We start from the raw sequence: 16,516 nt of genomic DNA, 5'->3' as shown, positions 1-16,516 counted from the left end.
GTGCTCACGCAGTCCGCCGCGGCGGACGACCCCGTCGCGACCCCGGTCCCCACCCGCGCTGAGCTCGACGAGGCCGAGGACTCCGAGGAGCCGGAGGAGGAGCCCGTCGAGGTCGCCGAGCCCCTGACCGTCACCGGGGAGATGGAGCGCCTGCCCCGCTGGGCCACCTCGGCCCGTGCGGCACGGCCGACCCCTGACGCCCCCGACGGCACGGAGGACGAGCTGCCGGAGGACCGCTTCGGCGACCGCGAGCTGTCCTGGCTCGCGTTCAACCAACGCGTGCTCGAGCTCGCGGAGGACCCGGACCTGCCCCTGCTGGAGCGCGTGCGCTTCCTGGCGATCTTCGCCTCGAACCTCGACGAGTTCTTCATGGTCCGGGTGGCCGGCCTCAAGCGGCGGATCGCCACCGGGATGGCGGTCACCGCCGCCTCCGGCCTCAGCCCGCGCCAGGTGCTCGAGGCGATCGCACAGCGCTCGCACGCCCTGATGACCCGGCACGCCGCCGTGTTCACCGAGCAGGTCCAGCCGGCCCTCGTCGACGACGGCATCACCCTCGTGCACTGGGACGAGCTCGGCGAGGCCGAGCAGGAGCGGCTGCGCAAGTACTTCCGTCGCCAGATCTTCCCGGTCCTCACCCCGCTCGCCGTCGACCCGGCGCACCCCTTCCCGTACATCTCCGGCCTCTCGCTCAACCTCGCCGTCGTCGTCGTCAACCCGGCCACCGGCAAGGAGCACTTCGCGCGGGTCAAGGTGCCGCCGCTGCTTCCGCGGTTCATCGCCGTCGACGCGCGCGGCCGGCCGAGCGCGCCGAGCACGCAGGCCGCGGCTCCGGAGAAGGGACCGACCTCCTTCGTCCCGCTCGAGGACGTCATCGCCGTGCACCTGGACTACCTCTTCCCCGGGATGGAGGTACGCGAGCAGCACACCTTCCGCGTGACGCGCAACGAGGACGTCGAGGTCGAGGAGGACGACGCCGAGAACATCCTCCAGGCGATGGAGAAGGAGCTCCTGCGCCGCCGCTTCGGGCCCCCGGTGCGCCTGGAGCTGGCCGGGGACATCGCGCCACGGGTGCGCCGCCTGCTCATGCGCGAGCTCGGGGTGGAGGAGTCGGAGGTCTACGAGCTCCCGGCACCGCTCGACCTCACCGGCCTCAACGTCATCGCGGACCTGGACCGCCCGGACCTGCACTACCCGCGCTTCGTCGGCGGGACGCACCGGCACCTGGCAGAGGTCGAGAGCGCGACGCCGACGGACATCTTCGCCGCGATCCGTACCCGCGACATCCTGCTGCACCACCCCTACGACTCCTTCGCCACCTCGGTGCAGACCTTCCTCGCCCAGGCGGCTGCGGACCCGGCCGTGCTCGCCATCAAGCAGACCCTGTACCGGACCTCCGGTGACTCCCCCGTGGTCGACTCGCTCATCGACGCAGCGAGCGCGGGCAAGCAGGTGCTGGCCCTGGTCGAGATCAAGGCGCGCTTCGACGAGCAGGCCAACATCTCCTGGGCCCGCAAGCTCGAGCAGGCCGGGGTGCACGTCGTGTACGGGATCGTCGGCCTCAAGACCCACTCCAAGCTCTCGCTGGTGGTGCGTCAGGAGGCGGACGGCCTGCGCCGCTACTGCCACGTCGGCACGGGCAACTACCACCCCAAGACGGCTCGCCTGTACGAGGACCTCGGCCTCCTCACCGCCGACCCGGACGTCGGCCAGGACCTGACCCGGCTGTTCAACCAGCTCTCCGGCTACGCGCCCAAGGCCCGGTTCAACCGGCTGCTCGTCGCTCCCCGCTCGGTGCGCTCGGGGCTGGTCGAGCGGATCGAGCGCGAACGCGAGGCACACCTCGCAGGCAAGCAGGCCTGGGTCAAGCTCAAGGTCAACTCCGTCGTCGACGAGGAGACGATCGACGCGCTGTACCGCGCCTCGCAGGTCGGCGTGCCGATCGACCTCGTCGTGCGCGGGATCTGCGCGATCCGGCCAGGGGTGCCAGGGCTCTCCGAGTCGATCCGGGTCCGCTCGATCCTCGGGCGCTTCCTGGAGCATGCGCGCGTCTTCGCCTTCGCGAACGACGGCGACCCGGAGGTCTTCATCGGCTCGGCCGACCTCATGCACCGCAACCTCGACCGCCGCGTCGAGGCGCTCGTGCGGCTGGCGGACCCGGAGCACATCACCGAGCTCATCCAGCTCATCGAGATGTCGATGGACGACGACACCGCCTCATGGCACCTGGGCCCCGACGAGCGGTGGGAGCGTCATCACCTGGCAGCGGACGGAGGTCCGCTCCTCGACCTGCAGGAGCACCTGATCGCGCGTCAGCGACGCCGGCCCACACCTGACCTGTGAGCGCCTCGACCGGCCCGGCTGCCCCCTCGGCCGTCCACGCCGCCGGCGCGGTGCCGTGGCGCGAGCGGGAGGGTGACCTCGAGGTCGCCCTCGTGCACCGCCCGCGCTACCGGGACTGGTCATGGCCCAAGGGCAAGCTCGACCCGGGTGAGCCGGTGGCCGCCGCCGCTGCACGGGAGGTGGCGGAGGAGACCGGCATCCCGATCGTCCTCGGCGTCCCGCTCCCCCCGCTGCGCTACTCCCTGCCCGACGGCGGGACGAAGCATGTGAGGTACTGGGCGGCCCGGGTCGCCCAGGAGCACGACTCCCCGGCGCTCGCCGCACGCCCGCCCGTCACCCCCGCCGCTGTCACCGAGATCGACGACGTCGTCTGGGTGCGCGCCAGCACCGCGCGGGACATGCTGACCCGGCCGAGCGACCGCAAGCCCCTGGACGCCCTGGCGGCGCTGTGGGCGCAGGGCCGCCTGGACACGCATGTCGTCGCCGTCGCCCGGCACGGTCAGGCCCGCCCACGCGCGCGCTGGGACGGGTCGGAGTCCGATCGACCGCTGACCCCCGTCGGCGAGCGACAGGCCCGTGCCCTGGTCCCGGTCCTGGCCGCGTTCGGCATCCGTCAGGTGGTCACGAGCCCGTGGCGGCGGTGCGCGGACACCGCCGCCCCCTACGTCGCGGCCTCCGGCGTGCCGGTCGACCGGGTCGAGGCCCTCACCGAGGACGCCCATGCGGCGGACCCGGAGGCGACGGCCGGAATCGTCCTGGACCACCTCAGCCGGGCACGCGACGTGCTGCTCACCACGCACCGACCCGCCCTCTCGACGGTCATGGCGACGATCGCCGACTCCACGCGACGGTGGACGGGCGGCACGCTGCCGACGAGCGACCCGTACCTGCGGACCGGGGAGCTCCTCGTCGCGCACGTGTGCGGCACGGGGCCCAAGGCGCGGGTCGTCGCCATCGGGCACCACCGTCCCGTCCGGCAACCCGCCGCCCTCTGAGGCCCGACCCTCCGGCCGGCCTCAGCCCAGGACGGCGTGCAGCAGGACGTACATCACGGCGGCGACGCTCGCGGCGGCCGGGATCGTCAGGACCCAGGCCACGGCGATGTTCCCCGCCATGCCCCAGCGCACCGCCGAGAGCCGCTTGGTGGCACCGACCCCCATGATCGACGAGGTGATCGTGTGGGTCGTGGAGATCGGGGCCTGGAAGACGAAGGCCGTCGTGTAGAGGATCGAGGCGGCAACCGTCTCGGCGACGAACCCGCGGGCCGGGTCGAGCTCGATCACCTTGCGCCCGAGGGTGCGCATGATCCGCCAGCCACCCGAGTAGGTGCCGAGCGAGATGGCGGACGCCGCGGCGATCTTCACCCACAGCGGGATGTCGGTGCCGGTGTGGAACCCTCCGGCGACCAGCGCCAGGACGATGACACCCATCGTCTTCTGCGCGTCCTGGAGCCCGTGACCGAGCGCCATCGCGGCGGCCGATGCCGTCTGGGCGAGCCGGAAGCGCCGGGTCACCCGGTGCGGGTTCGCGTTCTTGAAGCCCCAGAGCAGGCCGACCATCGCGAGGAAGGCGATGCCGAACCCGACGACGGGCGAGATGAGCATCGGCAGGACGACCTTGTCGAGGATGACCTCCCAGTGCACGGTCGCGCCGGCGGCGAGGCCCACGCCCAGCAGCGCGCCGATCAGGGCGTGCGAGGACGAGGACGGCAGCCCCCTCCACCAGGTGATGAGGTTCCACACGATCGCGCCGATCACGGCGGCGAGCACCATGACCAGCCCCTGACGGGCCTCGATCCCCGCATCGGCGGTCAGGTCGATGATCCCCGAGCCGATGGTCTTGGCGACCTCGACTCCGAGCAGGGCGCCGAGCAGGTTGAAGACTGCGGCCATGAGCAGGGCCCGGCGCGGGGTCAGTGCGCGCGTCGAGACCGAGGTCGCGATGGCGTTGGCGGCGTCATGGAAGCCGTTGGTGTAGTCGAAGCCGAGGGCGAAGATGACCACGACGACGACGAGTGCGATCTCCACGAGACGTCAGGACTCCTTGAGTGCGATGGTCTCGACGAGGTTGGCGACGCGCTCGAAGGCGTCGGCCGCCCCCTCGAGTGCGTCGACGACGTCCTTGAGCTTCATCAGGTCGACCGGGTCCATCGAGCCGTTGAACATCTCCGCGAGGAGCTTGCGGTAGGACTTGTCCGCCTCGTTCTCCAGCCGGTTGATCTCGACCCAGTAGTCGGAGAGGTCCTGCATGGCACGCAGGCGCGGCATCGCCTCGGCGGTCACCTCCGCGCAGCGACGCAGCACGTCGACCTGCTGGTCGACACGCGGCGGGAGGGTCCCGATCTTGTACAGGACGATGAGGTCGGCGGCCTCCTCCATGTAGTCCATGCAGTCGTCGAGGCCGGAGGCGAGCCCGTAGATGTCGTGACGGTCGAACGGGGTCACGAAGGTCTGGTTCAGCTTGCGCATGATGGCGTGGGTCGCCTCGTCCGCGACGTGCTCGGCGTCGCGGAGCTCGCCGGCGATCGCCTTGCGCTCGGCGCGTTCGGCGCCGAGCATGCGGCCGAGGAGGTCGGCTCCTCCGACGAGCAGCTGGGCGGACTCGGCGAGGAGGTCGAAGAAGGTGGTGTTCGTCGGTGTCAGACGAAGGCGCACGGCAGCGCTCCGGGGGGTGAGAGGGGGTGTGACGCGTTCAGGCTAGTGAGGGCGCCTTTGAACTCCCAATCACCTACCTGTGAACTCCCCGTGGGGCGGGCGACCCCGGCATGAACAGCAGAAGAAGGTCCGGAACGGCGCCCGGAACCGGGACCTCGGACCCAGGTGGAGGCCCGTGCGGCCGCGGATCCGGGCGCGCTCACGGGCCCTGTGCGGCGGCGGGGGAGATGGCGTCGGACCGCAGAGCGCCTGACGGCGCGAAGGCCGCTCGTAGCGGCTGAAGGTGGAGCCCGGGGCTACCGCGGCCCGACGCCGCAAGAAGTGTAACTGTCAGTCGAGTCGGCCGGCCCGCCACAGACCGGCTGCCGTGGTCAGCTCCTCTGCTGTCCGGGACAGCCCCGCCGCCCCGTGCGTCAGGCGCTGAGCGGCGTCGTCGTCGTCGACGAGGTCGGCGTCGACCGCCGCACCCGTGGCCAGGACACGGCAGAAGGCCGCTGCGCGTTCGATGGCGATCGCGAGGTCCGCCCGGAACACGCCGGACAGCACCGCGTCGAGGACCTCGGCGACCTCCGACGGTCCTGGTGGGCTGGCGACCCCGGCGACGGCTCCGTGGACCTCCGCACGGCCGACGCCCATGCGGTAGCGCTCCGCGACGGCGCTGGGGTCCCGACGCACCCAGGTGCGCAGCGCGTACAGGCGCCAGAGGGTGCCGGGGAGGGTCGTCGCCGGGCTGTCGGCCCACATGCCCGCCACGGCGTCGAGGCCCTCGACCTCGACGAGCCTGATGAGTCGCGCCACGACCTCCGGGTCCTCGCTCGCCCGGCCGCGATGGACGATCACCTGTGCGGTCGTGTGCGCGATCTCCCCGCGCAGGGCCGGGTCGAGGTCGCCGGGGAGCTCGTCCGCTGCACGCGGGTCGAGCATCGCCGGGCGGCGGGGATGCCGCGGGGTCGGGTCGGTCACGCTCCCAGTGTCCCCGCCCGCCGCCCGGAGGGCGAGATCGTGGGGCTCACTCCCCCGGCTCGAAGCTCAGCGAGACGGAGTTCATGCAGTAGCGGTCGCCGGTCGGGGTCTGCGGGGCGTCGTCGAACAGGTGCCCCAGGTGCGAGCCGCACCGGGCGCACCGGACCTCGGTGCGGACCATGCCGAGGCTGCGGTCCTCGACGAGCTCGACGGAGTCCTGCTCGGTCGGGGCGTAGAAGCTCGGCCAGCCGCAGTGCGAGTCGAACTTCGTCTCGGTGCGGAACAGGACGTTGCCGCAGGCGCGACAGGCGAAGGTGCCCAGACGCTTCTCGTCGAGGAGCTCGCCGGTCCAGGGCCGCTCGGTCGCTGCCTGACGCAGCACTGCGTACTCCTCGGCGGACAGGGCTGACCGCCACTGCTCGTCGGTGCGCTCGACCTCGTACGTCATCAGCTACCTCCGGTGGTCCAGGGGCGTCACCGGTCCGCAGTGCGCACCGGGTGATCCGCCCGAACGGCGCAGCTGCGCCGCTGAGGGCGGGAACGTCGCGAACCGGGGCCCTATTCCGCCCGGCGCAACCGACCCGTTCAGCGGGCCGGCCGGTCCTCTTCCCGGAGCCGGACCGTGCTCCCGCGACCCGGGCGCAGGCCGTGCTTGTCGGCGTAGAAGGCCCGGATGCGGTCCATGTCGGCGCGGACCTCACCCGTGAGCTCGATCGTCTCGCCGATCCCGGTGGTCCGGGTGGGCCCGTCGACGAAGCCGAGGGCGAGCGGCAGACCGCTGCCGGTGGCCAGGCGGTAGAAGCCCGACTTCCAGTGGTCGGTGGGCGTCCGGGTGCCGTCCGGTGCCAGGACCAGCACGAAGTCCTCGGACTCGCGCGCCTGCCTGGTCAGCCGCTCGACGAGGCCCCGCGCTCCTTCACGATCCGTCTCGATGGCGCCGAGGGATCGCATGATCGCGCCCATCGGCCACCAGAACATCTCGCGCTTGACCAGCACGTGCGGGGAGATGCCGTCGGCCCAGAGGCTGAGCAGGGTGAAGACGAAGTCCCAGTTCGAGGTGTGCGGGGCGCCGATGACGATGGCCCGCCGGGGCGCCGACCCGACGAGCGTCCACCGGGAGACCCGGAGCAGCCAGCGCGCGAACCGGGCGCGGGGCCCGTGGGTCTCAGCGGCCACGCCGTCCACCGCGGCTCGACATCGCCACCAGGCCGCTGCCACGGTTCGACGATCCGCCGGACTGCGCACCGCTCGGCGCGGTGCCGACGTTGGGCTGGCCGGTGGTCGAGCTGTAGACGGCGGTCGAGCCGCCGCCACGGCGAGCGCCGGAGCCCTCGCGGGCGGGCCGGCCGGTCTGCTCGGCCGAGCGGCCGCGGCCGCGACCGCGCCCGCGACCGGCCTGAGCGCCGCCGCCCTGGCGCGCCGGGGCCTGCGCACCCGCGCCGCTGCTGCGACGGGCCGCGATCGGCCGCAAGGGCGTCTGGACCACGGTCGGCGTCACGTACGCGGCGGCCGGACCGACGAGCTCCTCGAGCACGGGGTCGCCCACGCGGATGCGCCGGGGGGTCGCGGTGATCTTCGCGAGCCGGGTCAGGGTGCGCACGTCGCCATTCTGCTCCGGCAGGACGAGCGTGACCACGTCCCCACCGCTGCCGGCACGCGCGGTGCGGCCCGAGCGGTGCAGGTACGCCTTGTGCTCGGCCGGCGGGTCGACGTGCACGACGAGCTCGACGTCGTCGACGTGGATACCGCGCGCCGCGATGTCCGTCGCGACGAGGACCTTGACGTCCCCGCAGGAGAACGCCTCGAGGTTGCGCTCGCGGGCGTTCTGGCTCAGGTTGCCGTGCAGGTCGACGGCCGGGATGCCCTCGGCGGTGAGCTGCTTGGCGAGCTTCTTGGCCTGGTGCTTGGTCCGCATGAACAGCAGCCGGCGGCCGTCGCCGGAGGCGAGGCGGCGCACGACGGCGGCCTTCGTCTCGGCCCCGTCGACCATGAAGATGTGGTGCGTCATCGCGGCGACGGGCGACTGCTCGCTGTCGACGGCATGCGTCGTCGGCTTCCTCAGGAACGTGCGGACGATCTGGTCGACGCCGTTGTCCAGCGTGGCCGAGAAGAGCATCCGCTGGCCCGTGGACGGCGTGGCCGTGAGGATGCGGCGCACGCCGGGGAGGAAGCCGAGGTCGGCCATGTGGTCGGCCTCGTCGAGCACGGTGATCGACACGTCGTCGAGCGTGAGGCACTTCTGCTTGAGCAGGTCCTCGAGTCGGCCGGGGCAGGCGACCACGATGTCGACGCCGCGGTCGAGCGCGTCGGTCTGACGCTTCTGCGAGACGCCACCGAAGATCGTGGTGACGCGCAGACCGGCGGCGGTTGCGAGGGGCTCGAGGGTCGCCGCGATCTGGGTGGCGAGCTCACGGGTCGGTGCGAGGACCAGTCCGCGGGGGCGGCGCGCACGCATCGGCTGGCCCGACAGGCGCGTCACCATCGGCAGGCTGAAGGCGAGGGTCTTGCCCGAGCCCGTCCGGCCGCGGCCGAGCACGTCGCGCCCGGCGAGCGTGTCCTTCAGCGTCGCGGTCTGGATGGGGAAGGGGGCCGTGATCCCGCGCTCGGCGAGCGAGCGGACGAGCGCAGCCGGGACGCCGAGAGCGGCGAAGGTGGGCTGGAGATCGGTGTGCGGGGTGGACGGGGCAGAGGTGTGCTGAGCAGGCATGAAGGGGGTCGCCTTTCCGGCGGGTATCGGGGCTCGCGGCGGCAATGCAGGCTCTGGGCCGGCCGGTGCTCCACGACGGTAAGACCGGGGCAGGTCGGTCGACGCGCCCCGGGGGATGTGCCCAGTGTGCCTCATCGCGGCTCATAGGACGAATGTGCGGACGAATCTCACCCCGTCGTGTGACGGGCGTCTCCCTCGGCGGACGCGAGGTCGTCGAGCGCCGAGGCGACCTTGAGGACCGTGCGCAGGTTGCGATCCGTGACCGACGGGGCGAACCGGGCCCGCCCCGAGAGCGTGGCCCGCGCCGAGGCGAGCGTCGCACCGCGGGGCACCGTCCAGGCGGTGGCCTCGGGGCCGAGTCGTCGCATCGGGGCCTCGGGCTCGACAGCGACGACCGCCGCATCCAGCGCGTCGAGGACAGCCGGGTCGGAGGTGAAGGTGAGGTACGTGTGCTCCTGGTCGGAGTCCGCGGGGAACGGGCAGGCCGCGAGCAGCGCTGCGAGGCGCTCCGCCTCGAGCACCACCACCCACGCCTCGTAGCCGAACTCCTCGCGCAGCACGCCCTCGACGGCCGAGCGCAGCGCGACGGCGTCGAGCTCGGACCGGCAGACGACGTTCCCGGAGGCGAGCAGGGTGCGCAGCTCGGAGACGGCGAGCGTTCCGAGTGCCGCGCGCAGCTCGGCCATCCGGATCGTCCGGCCGCCGACGTTCACCCCTCGAAGGAACACCGCGTAGCGCATGGCTCCAGGCTAGGCCCCGGTCGCGGCCGGGTCAGAGGGCCGCGAACGCCGCCCTGAGGCGGGCGATGCTCGAGTCCAGCCCCCACCGCTCGGCGAGGGCCTCGAGCGCCTCGGGGTCCGCGGGAGCGCGCGGGACGGAGTCGGCGACCGGGCCCAGGTCGATGTCCCGGGCGACGCGGACGACGCCGGGGGCGACGGCCAGGTAGTCCCGTGCCTCAGCGAGTCGCGAGCGCTGCGTCGCGGTGAGGCCGGGCTCGCCCGCCTCGAGGGCCGCGAGCACGCCGTCGAGCGAGCCGAAACGGGCGATCAGGGCCGCGGCGGTCTTCTCACCGATCCCCACGACGCCCGGCAGCCCGTCGCTGGGGTCCCCGCGCAGCGCGGCCATGTCCGCGTAGGCCGCTCCGTCGGCCACGGCGTACTTCGCCACCAGCCGGGCCTGGTCGATCACCTCGGGCTCGGCGCCTCCGCGCTGGGGGTACAGCACCCGGACGGGACCGGAGTCGTCGACGAGCTGGAAGAGGTCACGGTCCCCGGTGACGATCTCGACGGGCACACGCGAGCCGTCCGGGACCGCCCGCTCGCGCGCCGTGAGGGTGCCGATGACGTCGTCCGCCTCGAATCCCGGAGCACCGACGCGGGCGACGCCCAGAGCAGCGAGCACGTCGACGATCACCGGCACCTGGACGGCGAGCGAGGGCGGGGTGTCCTCCCCGCCCTCCGCCCCGACCCGGTGGGCCTTGTAGCTCGGCAGGGCGTCGACCCGGAACGCCGGCCGCCAGTCGTCGTCCCAGCAGGCCACGAGCCGTGACGGGCGCCGCGCCGTCACGAGCCGCGCGATCATGTCGAGCAGTCCGCGCACGGCGTTGACCGGCGTCCCGTCGGGTGCGCGCACCGACTCCGGGACGCCGTAGAACGCCCGGTAGTACAGCGCAGCGGAGTCGAGGAGCAGCAGCGGGGGACGACCGGTCATGGCCCCACCGTACGGCGGCGCGCTCACGCCGCCGCACGCGGACGAGCCCTCTCGTCGCTCGGTTCAGCCGTGCACCCGCGCCGGTCGCCCGGTCGCGTCCTCGATCTGCTCCTCGGCTGCGTCGATCAGCCGGTCGGCCAGGTGGTGCAGCGCACGCGCGACGGCGACCTCGTCGCCGATCACCGCCACGTCCCCGTCCTCCGGGTTGCGCCGGGCCCGGCCGAGCGCAGCAAGGTGGTCCGGCTCCCCGGGAGCGAGCACGGCATGGGCCGTCGTCTCGTTGCCCTCACGGGTGACCGTGAGCTGGACCCGCCACACGACCGCCGGTGGCCCGGTGGCCGCCGTGGCCTGTGTCTCCCCGTGCTCCACATGCGCGTCCGTGCCGGGGTACACCAGGGTGCGCTCCCCCGTGTCGGACCACTCCACGACATAGGGCGGGGTTCCGTCCGGATGCCGCAGCTCGACCACTGTTCCGTCGCGCACGGGGCCGTCGACCACCCCGGACGCCTGCACGTACCGATCGCCAACGAACGCCTTCATCGCCGTTCCTCCCCGTCGGTGGGACACCTCCATCATGCGCCTGTGCGGGCCTCCCGTCAGGGCAACGTCGGGCCCCGTGCACGGCACGCTCCCAATCTCGTCGATCGCCACCGCACGGTGAGACGGCCCGTCCCACGATCCGTACGACGAGGCGCCCGCCGGCGGACCGCCGCGCCGGGGAGGGCTCAGGTGCCCTGAGAGCCGACGGCCGAGAGGGGGACGACGGCGATGCGGCGCGTCTCGACGGAGGCCTCGTCCACGACCGCCCGCCCCTGAGCGCGTCCCTGCACGATCGGATCCGCCGATCGGCGAGCGCCCGCACGGTCCCGGACCGGATCGGTGACGATCGGGGCGAGCCCGCTCGGCGGGCCGGGCCGGCCGTAGTACCAGCCCTGCCCGAGGTCCACCCCGAGCGCGCGGCAGGCGGCCGCATCCGCGGGGGTCTCGATCCCCTCGGCGACCACCCCTGCCCCGCTCTCGTGCGCGAAGCCGACCAGCGAGGAGACCAGGGTCCTGCGTACCGGGTCGTCCGACACCCCCGCCACGATGCCCCGGTCGAGCTTGATGAGGTCGGGGGCGGTGCGCATGATGTGCCGCAACGAGGCGTACCCCGCGCCGACGTCGTCGATCGCGAGGCCCATCCCGGCGGCCCGCGGGGCAGCGAGCGCCGCCGCGAGCGCCTCGTAGTCCTCGACCTTCTCGTGCTCGGAGATCTCGAGCAGGATCCGCCCCGCCGGGAGCCGTGCGAGGAGCTCACCGCACTCCGGCGAGAGCAGCGTCCTCGGCGAGACGTTCAGCGCGACGTACCCGTCCACGTCGAGATGGGAGACCGCGTTCTCGAGCGCGATCAGCTCGAGCGCGTCACCGAGGCCGACGCTGTGCGCCTCCTCGAAGACCGAGTCCGGGGCCCGCCCCCACTCCACGGGGAAGCGGCTGAGCGCCTCGGCCCCTGCCCGCCGACCCGTGGCGAGGTCGACGATGGGCTGCATGACCACCGTCGGCCCCCTCCCGTCCAGCACGGGACGGAGCCGGGACTCGATGGCGGAGCGCCGGGCGGCCTCGACCACCCCGGGCTCCAGGACCGCTGCCGCGGCCGCGGCGAGCACCTCCATCAGCGCCTTGTCGCGGGCGGAGAGGTTCTTGTCGGTCGTCAGTCCTGCGGCGCCGAGGGTCCCGTAGATCGTCCCGTCGGAGAGCCGCACGGGAACCGACAGGTAGCTGCGCAGTCGCGGGAAGCGCGCGGCCGGCAGGGCCATCGCCACGCGGTGCTTGCGCACGTCCGGGATCACCTCGGGCAGCCGACCGTCGAGGATCGCCTGGCAGAAGGTGCTCGACCGAGGGCGCTCGGACCCCTCGGGGAAGAGCAGCGGCACGCTCGACTCGACGACCTGCAGGACCTGCGTGGTCCCGTCGAACCTGCTGAGGAAGGTCGTGCTGAGCCCGAGCGCCTTCTTCGCGGTACGCAGCAGCTCGGCCACCTGCTGCTCGGCCTGCGTGCGCGCCATCGGTCTCCTGTCCCGGCGGACCCTCCGCCTCCCCGGTACTCGGCACACCGGACCCCCGGCGGGAGACACCGAACGGGTGATCCGGGCGGGCAGACGGGTGAACCCGGCGGGCGGACCGCTCAGCTGCCGGTGGTCAGCCCGCTGTAGGAGTGCTTGCCCTGCAGCAGCAGGTTGACGGCCGTGAAGTTGAAGACGACGGTCGCGAACCCGACGAGGACGAACCAGGACGCCCGGCGCCCCGACCAGCCACGGGTCGTCCGCGCGTGCAGGTAGGCCGCGTAGACGACCCAGACGACGAAGCTCCAGACCTCCTTGGGGTCCCAGCCCCAGTACCGGGCCCAGGCGGTCTCGGCCCAGACGGCGCCCGTGACCACGGTGAAGGTCCACAGCACGAAGCCGACGGCGGTCACCCGGAACGCGAGCGCCTCCAGGGCCCGCGCCGAGGGCAACGAGTCGAGCAGCGCCCAGCGTCGGTGCGCCAGGGCGGGCGAGGCGTTCTCCCAGGAGTCCTTGAGGAGCTGGAGCACGCTCGCCGCGGCCGAGACGGCGAAGAGACCGGAGGCGATCGTGGCGATCGACACGTGGATGACGAGCCAGTAGCTCTGCAGGGCGGGCTCCACCCCCGCGGCCGGGACGTAGAACGCGGTCAGGCCTACACCGAGGGCGATGGTGACCAGACCGATCACGAGCACCCCGAGGAAGCGCACGTCACGGCGCAGGTTCAGCGCGAGGAAGGTGACGACGGCGGCGAGGGTCGCGATGAGCGTGAACTCGTAGAGGTTCGCCCAGGGGACCCGACCGGCGGCGATCCCGCGCAGCACCGTCCCGACGACCTGCAGGGCGACGGCCAGGACGGTGGTGGACATCGCGATCGACAGCGCCTTGCCCGGCCGGTAGCCCCCGGGTCCGCTCACCGTGCCCGGTCGGTCGATGACCACGGAGCCTCCGCGGCGCATGGCGAGCAGCCCGGCGCGCGGAGCAGGGACGCCCTCCGCCTCGGCTGCGAGCCGCGCCTCCTCCCGGGCGCGCCCGAGCACCTCGGCCCGGCGGGCCATGTCGAGGGCGAAAGCCACGAGGGCGATCGCGTAGGTGGTGGTCGCGCCCCACACCAGCACGGTGCTCAGCTCGGCGACGTCCATCGGTCCTGCCCTTCGTCACGCGTCCCGACCGCGTCCAGCACGCGGTCCAGCTCTGCGGCGAGGCCGGCGTCGTCCGTACGAGCCAGGGCCGCTCCGGCGACCACTGTACGTCCGGCCTGCTCCCCCTCGCCCGCCCGGACCCGCAGCCACAGCCGCCGTCGCGGGGTGAACAGCGACAGCCCGAGCCCGAGCAGCGCAGCGGCGGCCGAACCGGCCGCCCAGGGCAGTGAGGGGTCGTAGCGCAGGTCGAACGCCGCGAAGCGCGGGAGGTCGTCGAAGGTCAGGGTGCCGAGGCCGTCCGGCAGGTCGACCGTCTCCCCCGGCTGGACCAGCAGGGTCACGGCCGCGCCGTCCTCGTCGACCACCTGGGTCATCGCGTCGCTCTGCAGCTGGTAGACGTTCTGTGGGATCCCGGTGTCCAGGCCCAGGTCGCCCCGCCAGACCTGCAGCACCAGGAGCGGGTTGCCGGGCTGGGGGAACGCGGAGAAGAACCCGCCGTCGGCGGCGACGGCCGTCGGCAGCAAGGAGCCCACCAGACCGATCTGGTCCCCGGAGGTCACGTCGGGGACCTTGATCACGCCCTCGGAGCGATAGGCGGAGTCCTTGGGCAGGAACGGGACGGGACCGGCGAAGGCGATCGCGCCGTCCGCGTCGCGCACCGTGACGTCAGGGGCGTAGCCGTTGCCCTGGAGGTAGACCCGCGCGCCACCGGTGTCCAGCGCGCGGTTCACCTCGATGTAGTCCTCGCGCGTCTCGCCGTCGGCGGACCGCAGGGTGACCAGGGCCCGGAAGGTGGTGGGTCGCGAGGCGATGTCGAACTCGGCGTCCAGCCGGTCGAGCGTCAGGGAGAACGGCACGAGGTCGTCCGCGCTGAAGGCCGATCCCGTCTCGAAGGTGTCGTAGTCGCTCGGGGAGTTCGCGAATCCGCGCCCCTCGACGACGATCGCCTGGCCGCGGTAGTGCAGCAGCTGGCCGGAGGCGACCGAGAGCAGGAGGCCGATCAGGGCCAGGTGGAACAGGATGTTCCCGGTCTCCCGCAGCGAGCCGCGCTCGGCCGCGAGCGTCGACGCGCCGTCCGGCTCGGTGGCGGTGTCGACCCGGAAGCCGCGGAACCTGCCCAGGAACCCGGCGTGCAGCGCCGTGCGGGCCAGGGCGATGACCTCCTCGGGGCTCGCGTCGCTCTCGCGCACCTCGTGCACCTCGAAGCGCTCGAGACGGCGGGGAGTCCGCGGCGGGCGCGCCCCCCAGGTGGTCAGGTGCACCCACAACCGCGGCAGGATGCAGCCGATCAGGGAGACGAACAGCAGCAGGTACACGGCCGAGAACCACACCGAGCCGTACACGTCGAAGAACCCGAGCCGGTCGAGCCACGGGCCCACTCCCGGGTTGTTCTCCAGGTACTGCGCCACCGCAGCCGGGTTCTGCGGGCGCTGCGGGAACACCGACCCGGGGACCGAGACGACGGCGAGGGCCATCAGCAGCATGAGCGCCACGCGCATGCTCGTCAGCTGCCGCCAGATCCAGCGCAGCGTGCCGCGGGCGCCGAGATCGGGCAGGGAGACGTCCTCGGCCATCAGACCACCGGCTCGAAGCCGCCGACCAGGCCCTGGAGCGACTGCGTCCAGACCCCCCACAGCCCGGTGACCAGCGCGAGCCCGACGAGGATGAGCACGATCCCTCCGGTCCGCATGATCGCCACGGGGTGCCGGCGCAGCACGCCGAGCACCCGGGCCGAGCGCTCCAGCCCGAGGGCGATGAGCACGAAGGGCAGACCGAGGCCCAGGCAGTAGGCGACGGACAGCACGGCTCCGCGACCCGCGGAGGCCTGGTCGAGTGCGAGCGTGTAGACGGCGACGAGCGTCGGGCCGATGCACGGGGCCCAGCCGAGCCCGAAGACGATCCCCAGCAGGGGGGCGCCCCACACCCCTGCGCGCGGGGACACGTGCCAGCGCCGCTCCCGCTGGGCGAACGGCACCCAGCCGGCGAAGGCGAGGCCCATGAGCACGACGACGACGCCGAGCACCCGGGTGATCGGGTCGCTGTAGCGCAGGAGGGCGGAGCCCAGCGTGCCGGCGAGGACGCCGAAGGTCACGAAGACGAGGGTGAACCCACCGATGAAGAGCCCGACCCCGAGGACCATGCGGGTGCGCGCGACCTGGCTGAGCCGTCGAGCGCCCCCTGCGCTGCTCCCGGCCATCCCGGTGACGAATCCGAGGTAGCCGGGGACGAGCGGGAGGACGCACGGGGAGGCGAAGGAGACCAGGCCCGCGAGCACGGCGAGGGGAAGGGCGAGCAGCATCGACCCCGACAGCACCGTGTCCTGCACGCCCGAGGCGGTGGCGACCACCGTGAGCAGAGCCGGGAGGCTCGTGCTCATGCGGACTCCGCGAGGAGCTCGTCCAGCAGGGTCCGCAGGGTCGACGGGTCGGCCGTGCCCAGGATCCGCGCAGCGACCAGTCCGTCGCGGTCGAGCAGGACCGTCGTGGGGACGGCCTGCACGGGCACGGTGCCCTGGAGCGAGGCGACGGCGCTGCCGTCGGTGTCCTGGATCGAGGGGTAGGGCAGGTCGAAGGTGCGCTCGAAGGCCTGGGCGGCGCCCGCCTCGTCGGTGAAGTTCACGCCGATCGTCTGCACCCCCTGCTCGGCGTACTCGCGCGCGATCTCCGCGAGATCGGGCGCCTCGGCACGGCAGGGCGGGCACGCCGCGTACCAGGTGTTGATCAGCACGACCTCACCGATCCATGCGGAGCTGTCGACGGGTTCCCCGGCGTAGTCGGTGCCCACGAGGTCGATCGGCCCGGGTCGTGCGCCCTGGTCCCAGGTGGTCACCGAGGCGTCCCCCGAGACGTACCCCGCGTCCTCGCCGTCGTCGGTGAGCCCCGCCGTGCTCACGCAACCCGCGAGGGAGGACAGCGCCAGGACCGCCACCACCACGACGGCGATCGCGAGGACGATCGG

At 73.0% G+C, this 16,516-nt stretch carries 16 protein-coding genes; 2 read left to right on the top strand and 14 right to left on the bottom strand.

All coding sequences use genetic code 11. The features are described 5' to 3' along the window. The first annotated feature begins 141 nt into the window (after positions 1 to 141). Both ABWK99_RS01465 and ABWK99_RS01460 read left to right on the top strand, forming a co-directional pair. Entirely contained in the window at positions 142 to 2,340 is a 2,199-nt protein-coding gene (locus tag ABWK99_RS01465; protein WP_372592923.1) for an RNA degradosome polyphosphate kinase, read from the top strand. Then, a complete protein-coding gene (locus ABWK99_RS01460) occupies positions 2,337 to 3,335 on the top strand; it encodes a histidine phosphatase family protein (protein ID WP_372592906.1) in 999 nt (332 codons plus the stop codon). Before ABWK99_RS01465 ends, ABWK99_RS01460 begins: the two co-directional genes overlap by 4 nt. Before the next feature lie 21 nt (positions 3,336 to 3,356). Here ABWK99_RS01460 and ABWK99_RS01455 read toward each other — a convergent pair whose 3' ends face one another. The 14 genes from ABWK99_RS01455 to ABWK99_RS01390 form a co-directional block, all read right to left on the bottom strand. Continuing rightward, entirely contained in the window at positions 3,357 to 4,367 is a 1,011-nt protein-coding gene (locus ABWK99_RS01455; protein WP_372592905.1) for an anion permease, read from the bottom strand. 6 nt (positions 4,368 to 4,373) lie between these two features. Then, complete coding sequence (locus ABWK99_RS01450) at positions 4,374 to 4,994, bottom strand: DUF47 domain-containing protein (protein WP_372592904.1); 621 nt, start codon at positions 4,992 to 4,994, stop codon at positions 4,374 to 4,376. A gap of 330 nt (positions 4,995 to 5,324) precedes the next feature. Continuing rightward, positions 5,325 to 5,918, bottom strand: a complete 594-nt coding sequence (locus tag ABWK99_RS01445) for a hypothetical protein (protein WP_372592922.1) — start codon at positions 5,916 to 5,918, stop codon at positions 5,325 to 5,327. Between the two features lie 85 nt (positions 5,919 to 6,003). Then, a complete protein-coding gene (gene msrB, locus ABWK99_RS01440; protein ID WP_372592903.1) occupies positions 6,004 to 6,405 on the bottom strand; it encodes a peptide-methionine (R)-S-oxide reductase MsrB in 402 nt (133 codons plus the stop codon). 137 nt (positions 6,406 to 6,542) lie between these two features. Then, positions 6,543 to 7,133, bottom strand: coding sequence for a 1-acyl-sn-glycerol-3-phosphate acyltransferase (locus ABWK99_RS01435; RefSeq protein WP_372592902.1), 591 nt, complete (start codon positions 7,131 to 7,133; stop codon positions 6,543 to 6,545). After that, the gene (locus ABWK99_RS01430; protein ID WP_372592901.1) at positions 7,123 to 8,664 is read right to left on the bottom strand and encodes a DEAD/DEAH box helicase; all 1,542 of its coding nucleotides are present in this window, start codon (positions 8,662 to 8,664) and stop codon (positions 7,123 to 7,125) included. Before ABWK99_RS01430 ends, ABWK99_RS01435 begins: the two co-directional genes overlap by 11 nt. 167 nt (positions 8,665 to 8,831) lie before the next feature. Further along, on the bottom strand, positions 8,832 to 9,404 hold the full coding sequence (locus ABWK99_RS01425; RefSeq protein WP_372592900.1) for a DUF1697 domain-containing protein: 573 nt from the start codon (positions 9,402 to 9,404) through the stop codon (positions 8,832 to 8,834). 31 nt (positions 9,405 to 9,435) lie between these two features. After that, a complete protein-coding gene (locus tag ABWK99_RS01420) occupies positions 9,436 to 10,374 on the bottom strand; it encodes a 5'-3' exonuclease H3TH domain-containing protein (RefSeq protein WP_372592899.1) in 939 nt (312 codons plus the stop codon). A 63-nt stretch (positions 10,375 to 10,437) separates the two neighbouring features. After that, complete coding sequence (locus tag ABWK99_RS01415) at positions 10,438 to 10,914, bottom strand: dsRBD fold-containing protein (RefSeq protein ID WP_372592898.1); 477 nt, start codon at positions 10,912 to 10,914, stop codon at positions 10,438 to 10,440. Positions 10,915 to 11,099: 185 nt separating this feature from the next. Beyond that, positions 11,100 to 12,419: an EAL domain-containing protein gene (locus ABWK99_RS01410; protein ID WP_372592897.1), complete on the bottom strand. Its 1,320-nt coding sequence runs from the start codon at positions 12,417 to 12,419 to the stop codon at positions 11,100 to 11,102. Positions 12,420 to 12,538: 119 nt separating this feature from the next. Further along, positions 12,539 to 13,558, bottom strand: coding sequence for a c-type cytochrome biogenesis protein CcsB (gene ccsB / locus ABWK99_RS01405; protein ID WP_372592896.1), 1,020 nt, complete (start codon positions 13,556 to 13,558; stop codon positions 12,539 to 12,541). Then, positions 13,540 to 15,132, bottom strand: coding sequence for a cytochrome c biogenesis protein ResB (locus ABWK99_RS01400; protein ID WP_372592895.1), 1,593 nt, complete (start codon positions 15,130 to 15,132; stop codon positions 13,540 to 13,542). The genes ccsB and ABWK99_RS01400 overlap by 19 nt, the downstream gene beginning before the upstream one ends. Next, on the bottom strand, positions 15,132 to 15,935 hold the full coding sequence (locus ABWK99_RS01395) for a cytochrome c biogenesis CcdA family protein (protein WP_372592894.1): 804 nt from the start codon (positions 15,933 to 15,935) through the stop codon (positions 15,132 to 15,134). The genes ABWK99_RS01400 and ABWK99_RS01395 overlap by 1 nt, the downstream gene beginning before the upstream one ends. Continuing rightward, complete coding sequence (locus ABWK99_RS01390) at positions 15,932 to 16,513, bottom strand: TlpA family protein disulfide reductase (protein WP_372592921.1); 582 nt, start codon at positions 16,511 to 16,513, stop codon at positions 15,932 to 15,934. Before ABWK99_RS01390 ends, ABWK99_RS01395 begins: the two co-directional genes overlap by 4 nt. Between the last annotated feature and the right edge of the window lie 3 nt (positions 16,514 to 16,516).

It is taken from the genome of Actinotalea sp. (genome assembly GCF_041597215.1).
Taxonomy (GTDB): domain Bacteria; phylum Actinomycetota; class Actinomycetes; order Actinomycetales; family Cellulomonadaceae; genus Actinotalea.
Note: the sequence above shows the minus strand (reverse complement) of the source record. Positions and strands in the feature narration are given on the sequence as shown.

Excerpts from the sequence above, each read along its gene's own strand:
- msrB (WP_372592903.1), bottom strand. The coding sequence starts at position 6,405 with ATGACGTACGAGGTCGAGCGCACCGACGAGCAGTGGCGGTCAGCCCTG.
- ABWK99_RS01400 (WP_372592895.1), bottom strand. The coding sequence starts at position 15,132 with ATGGCCGAGGACGTCTCCCTGCCCGATCTCGGCGCCCGCGGCACGCTG.
- ABWK99_RS01395 (WP_372592894.1), bottom strand. The coding sequence starts at position 15,935 with ATGAGCACGAGCCTCCCGGCTCTGCTCACGGTGGTCGCCACCGCCTCG.
- ABWK99_RS01420 (WP_372592899.1), bottom strand. The coding sequence starts at position 10,374 with ATGACCGGTCGTCCCCCGCTGCTGCTCCTCGACTCCGCTGCGCTGTAC.
- ABWK99_RS01425 (WP_372592900.1), bottom strand. The coding sequence starts at position 9,404 with ATGCGCTACGCGGTGTTCCTTCGAGGGGTGAACGTCGGCGGCCGGACG.
- ABWK99_RS01445 (WP_372592922.1), bottom strand. The coding sequence starts at position 5,918 with ATGCTCGACCCGCGTGCAGCGGACGAGCTCCCCGGCGACCTCGACCCG.
- ABWK99_RS01430 (WP_372592901.1), bottom strand. The coding sequence starts at position 8,664 with ATGCCTGCTCAGCACACCTCTGCCCCGTCCACCCCGCACACCGATCTC.
- ccsB (WP_372592896.1), bottom strand. The coding sequence starts at position 13,558 with ATGGACGTCGCCGAGCTGAGCACCGTGCTGGTGTGGGGCGCGACCACC.
- ABWK99_RS01410 (WP_372592897.1), bottom strand. The coding sequence starts at position 12,419 with ATGGCGCGCACGCAGGCCGAGCAGCAGGTGGCCGAGCTGCTGCGTACC.
- ABWK99_RS01465 (WP_372592923.1), top strand. The coding sequence starts at position 142 with ATGGAGCGCCTGCCCCGCTGGGCCACCTCGGCCCGTGCGGCACGGCCG.
- ABWK99_RS01415 (WP_372592898.1), bottom strand. The coding sequence starts at position 10,914 with ATGAAGGCGTTCGTTGGCGATCGGTACGTGCAGGCGTCCGGGGTGGTC.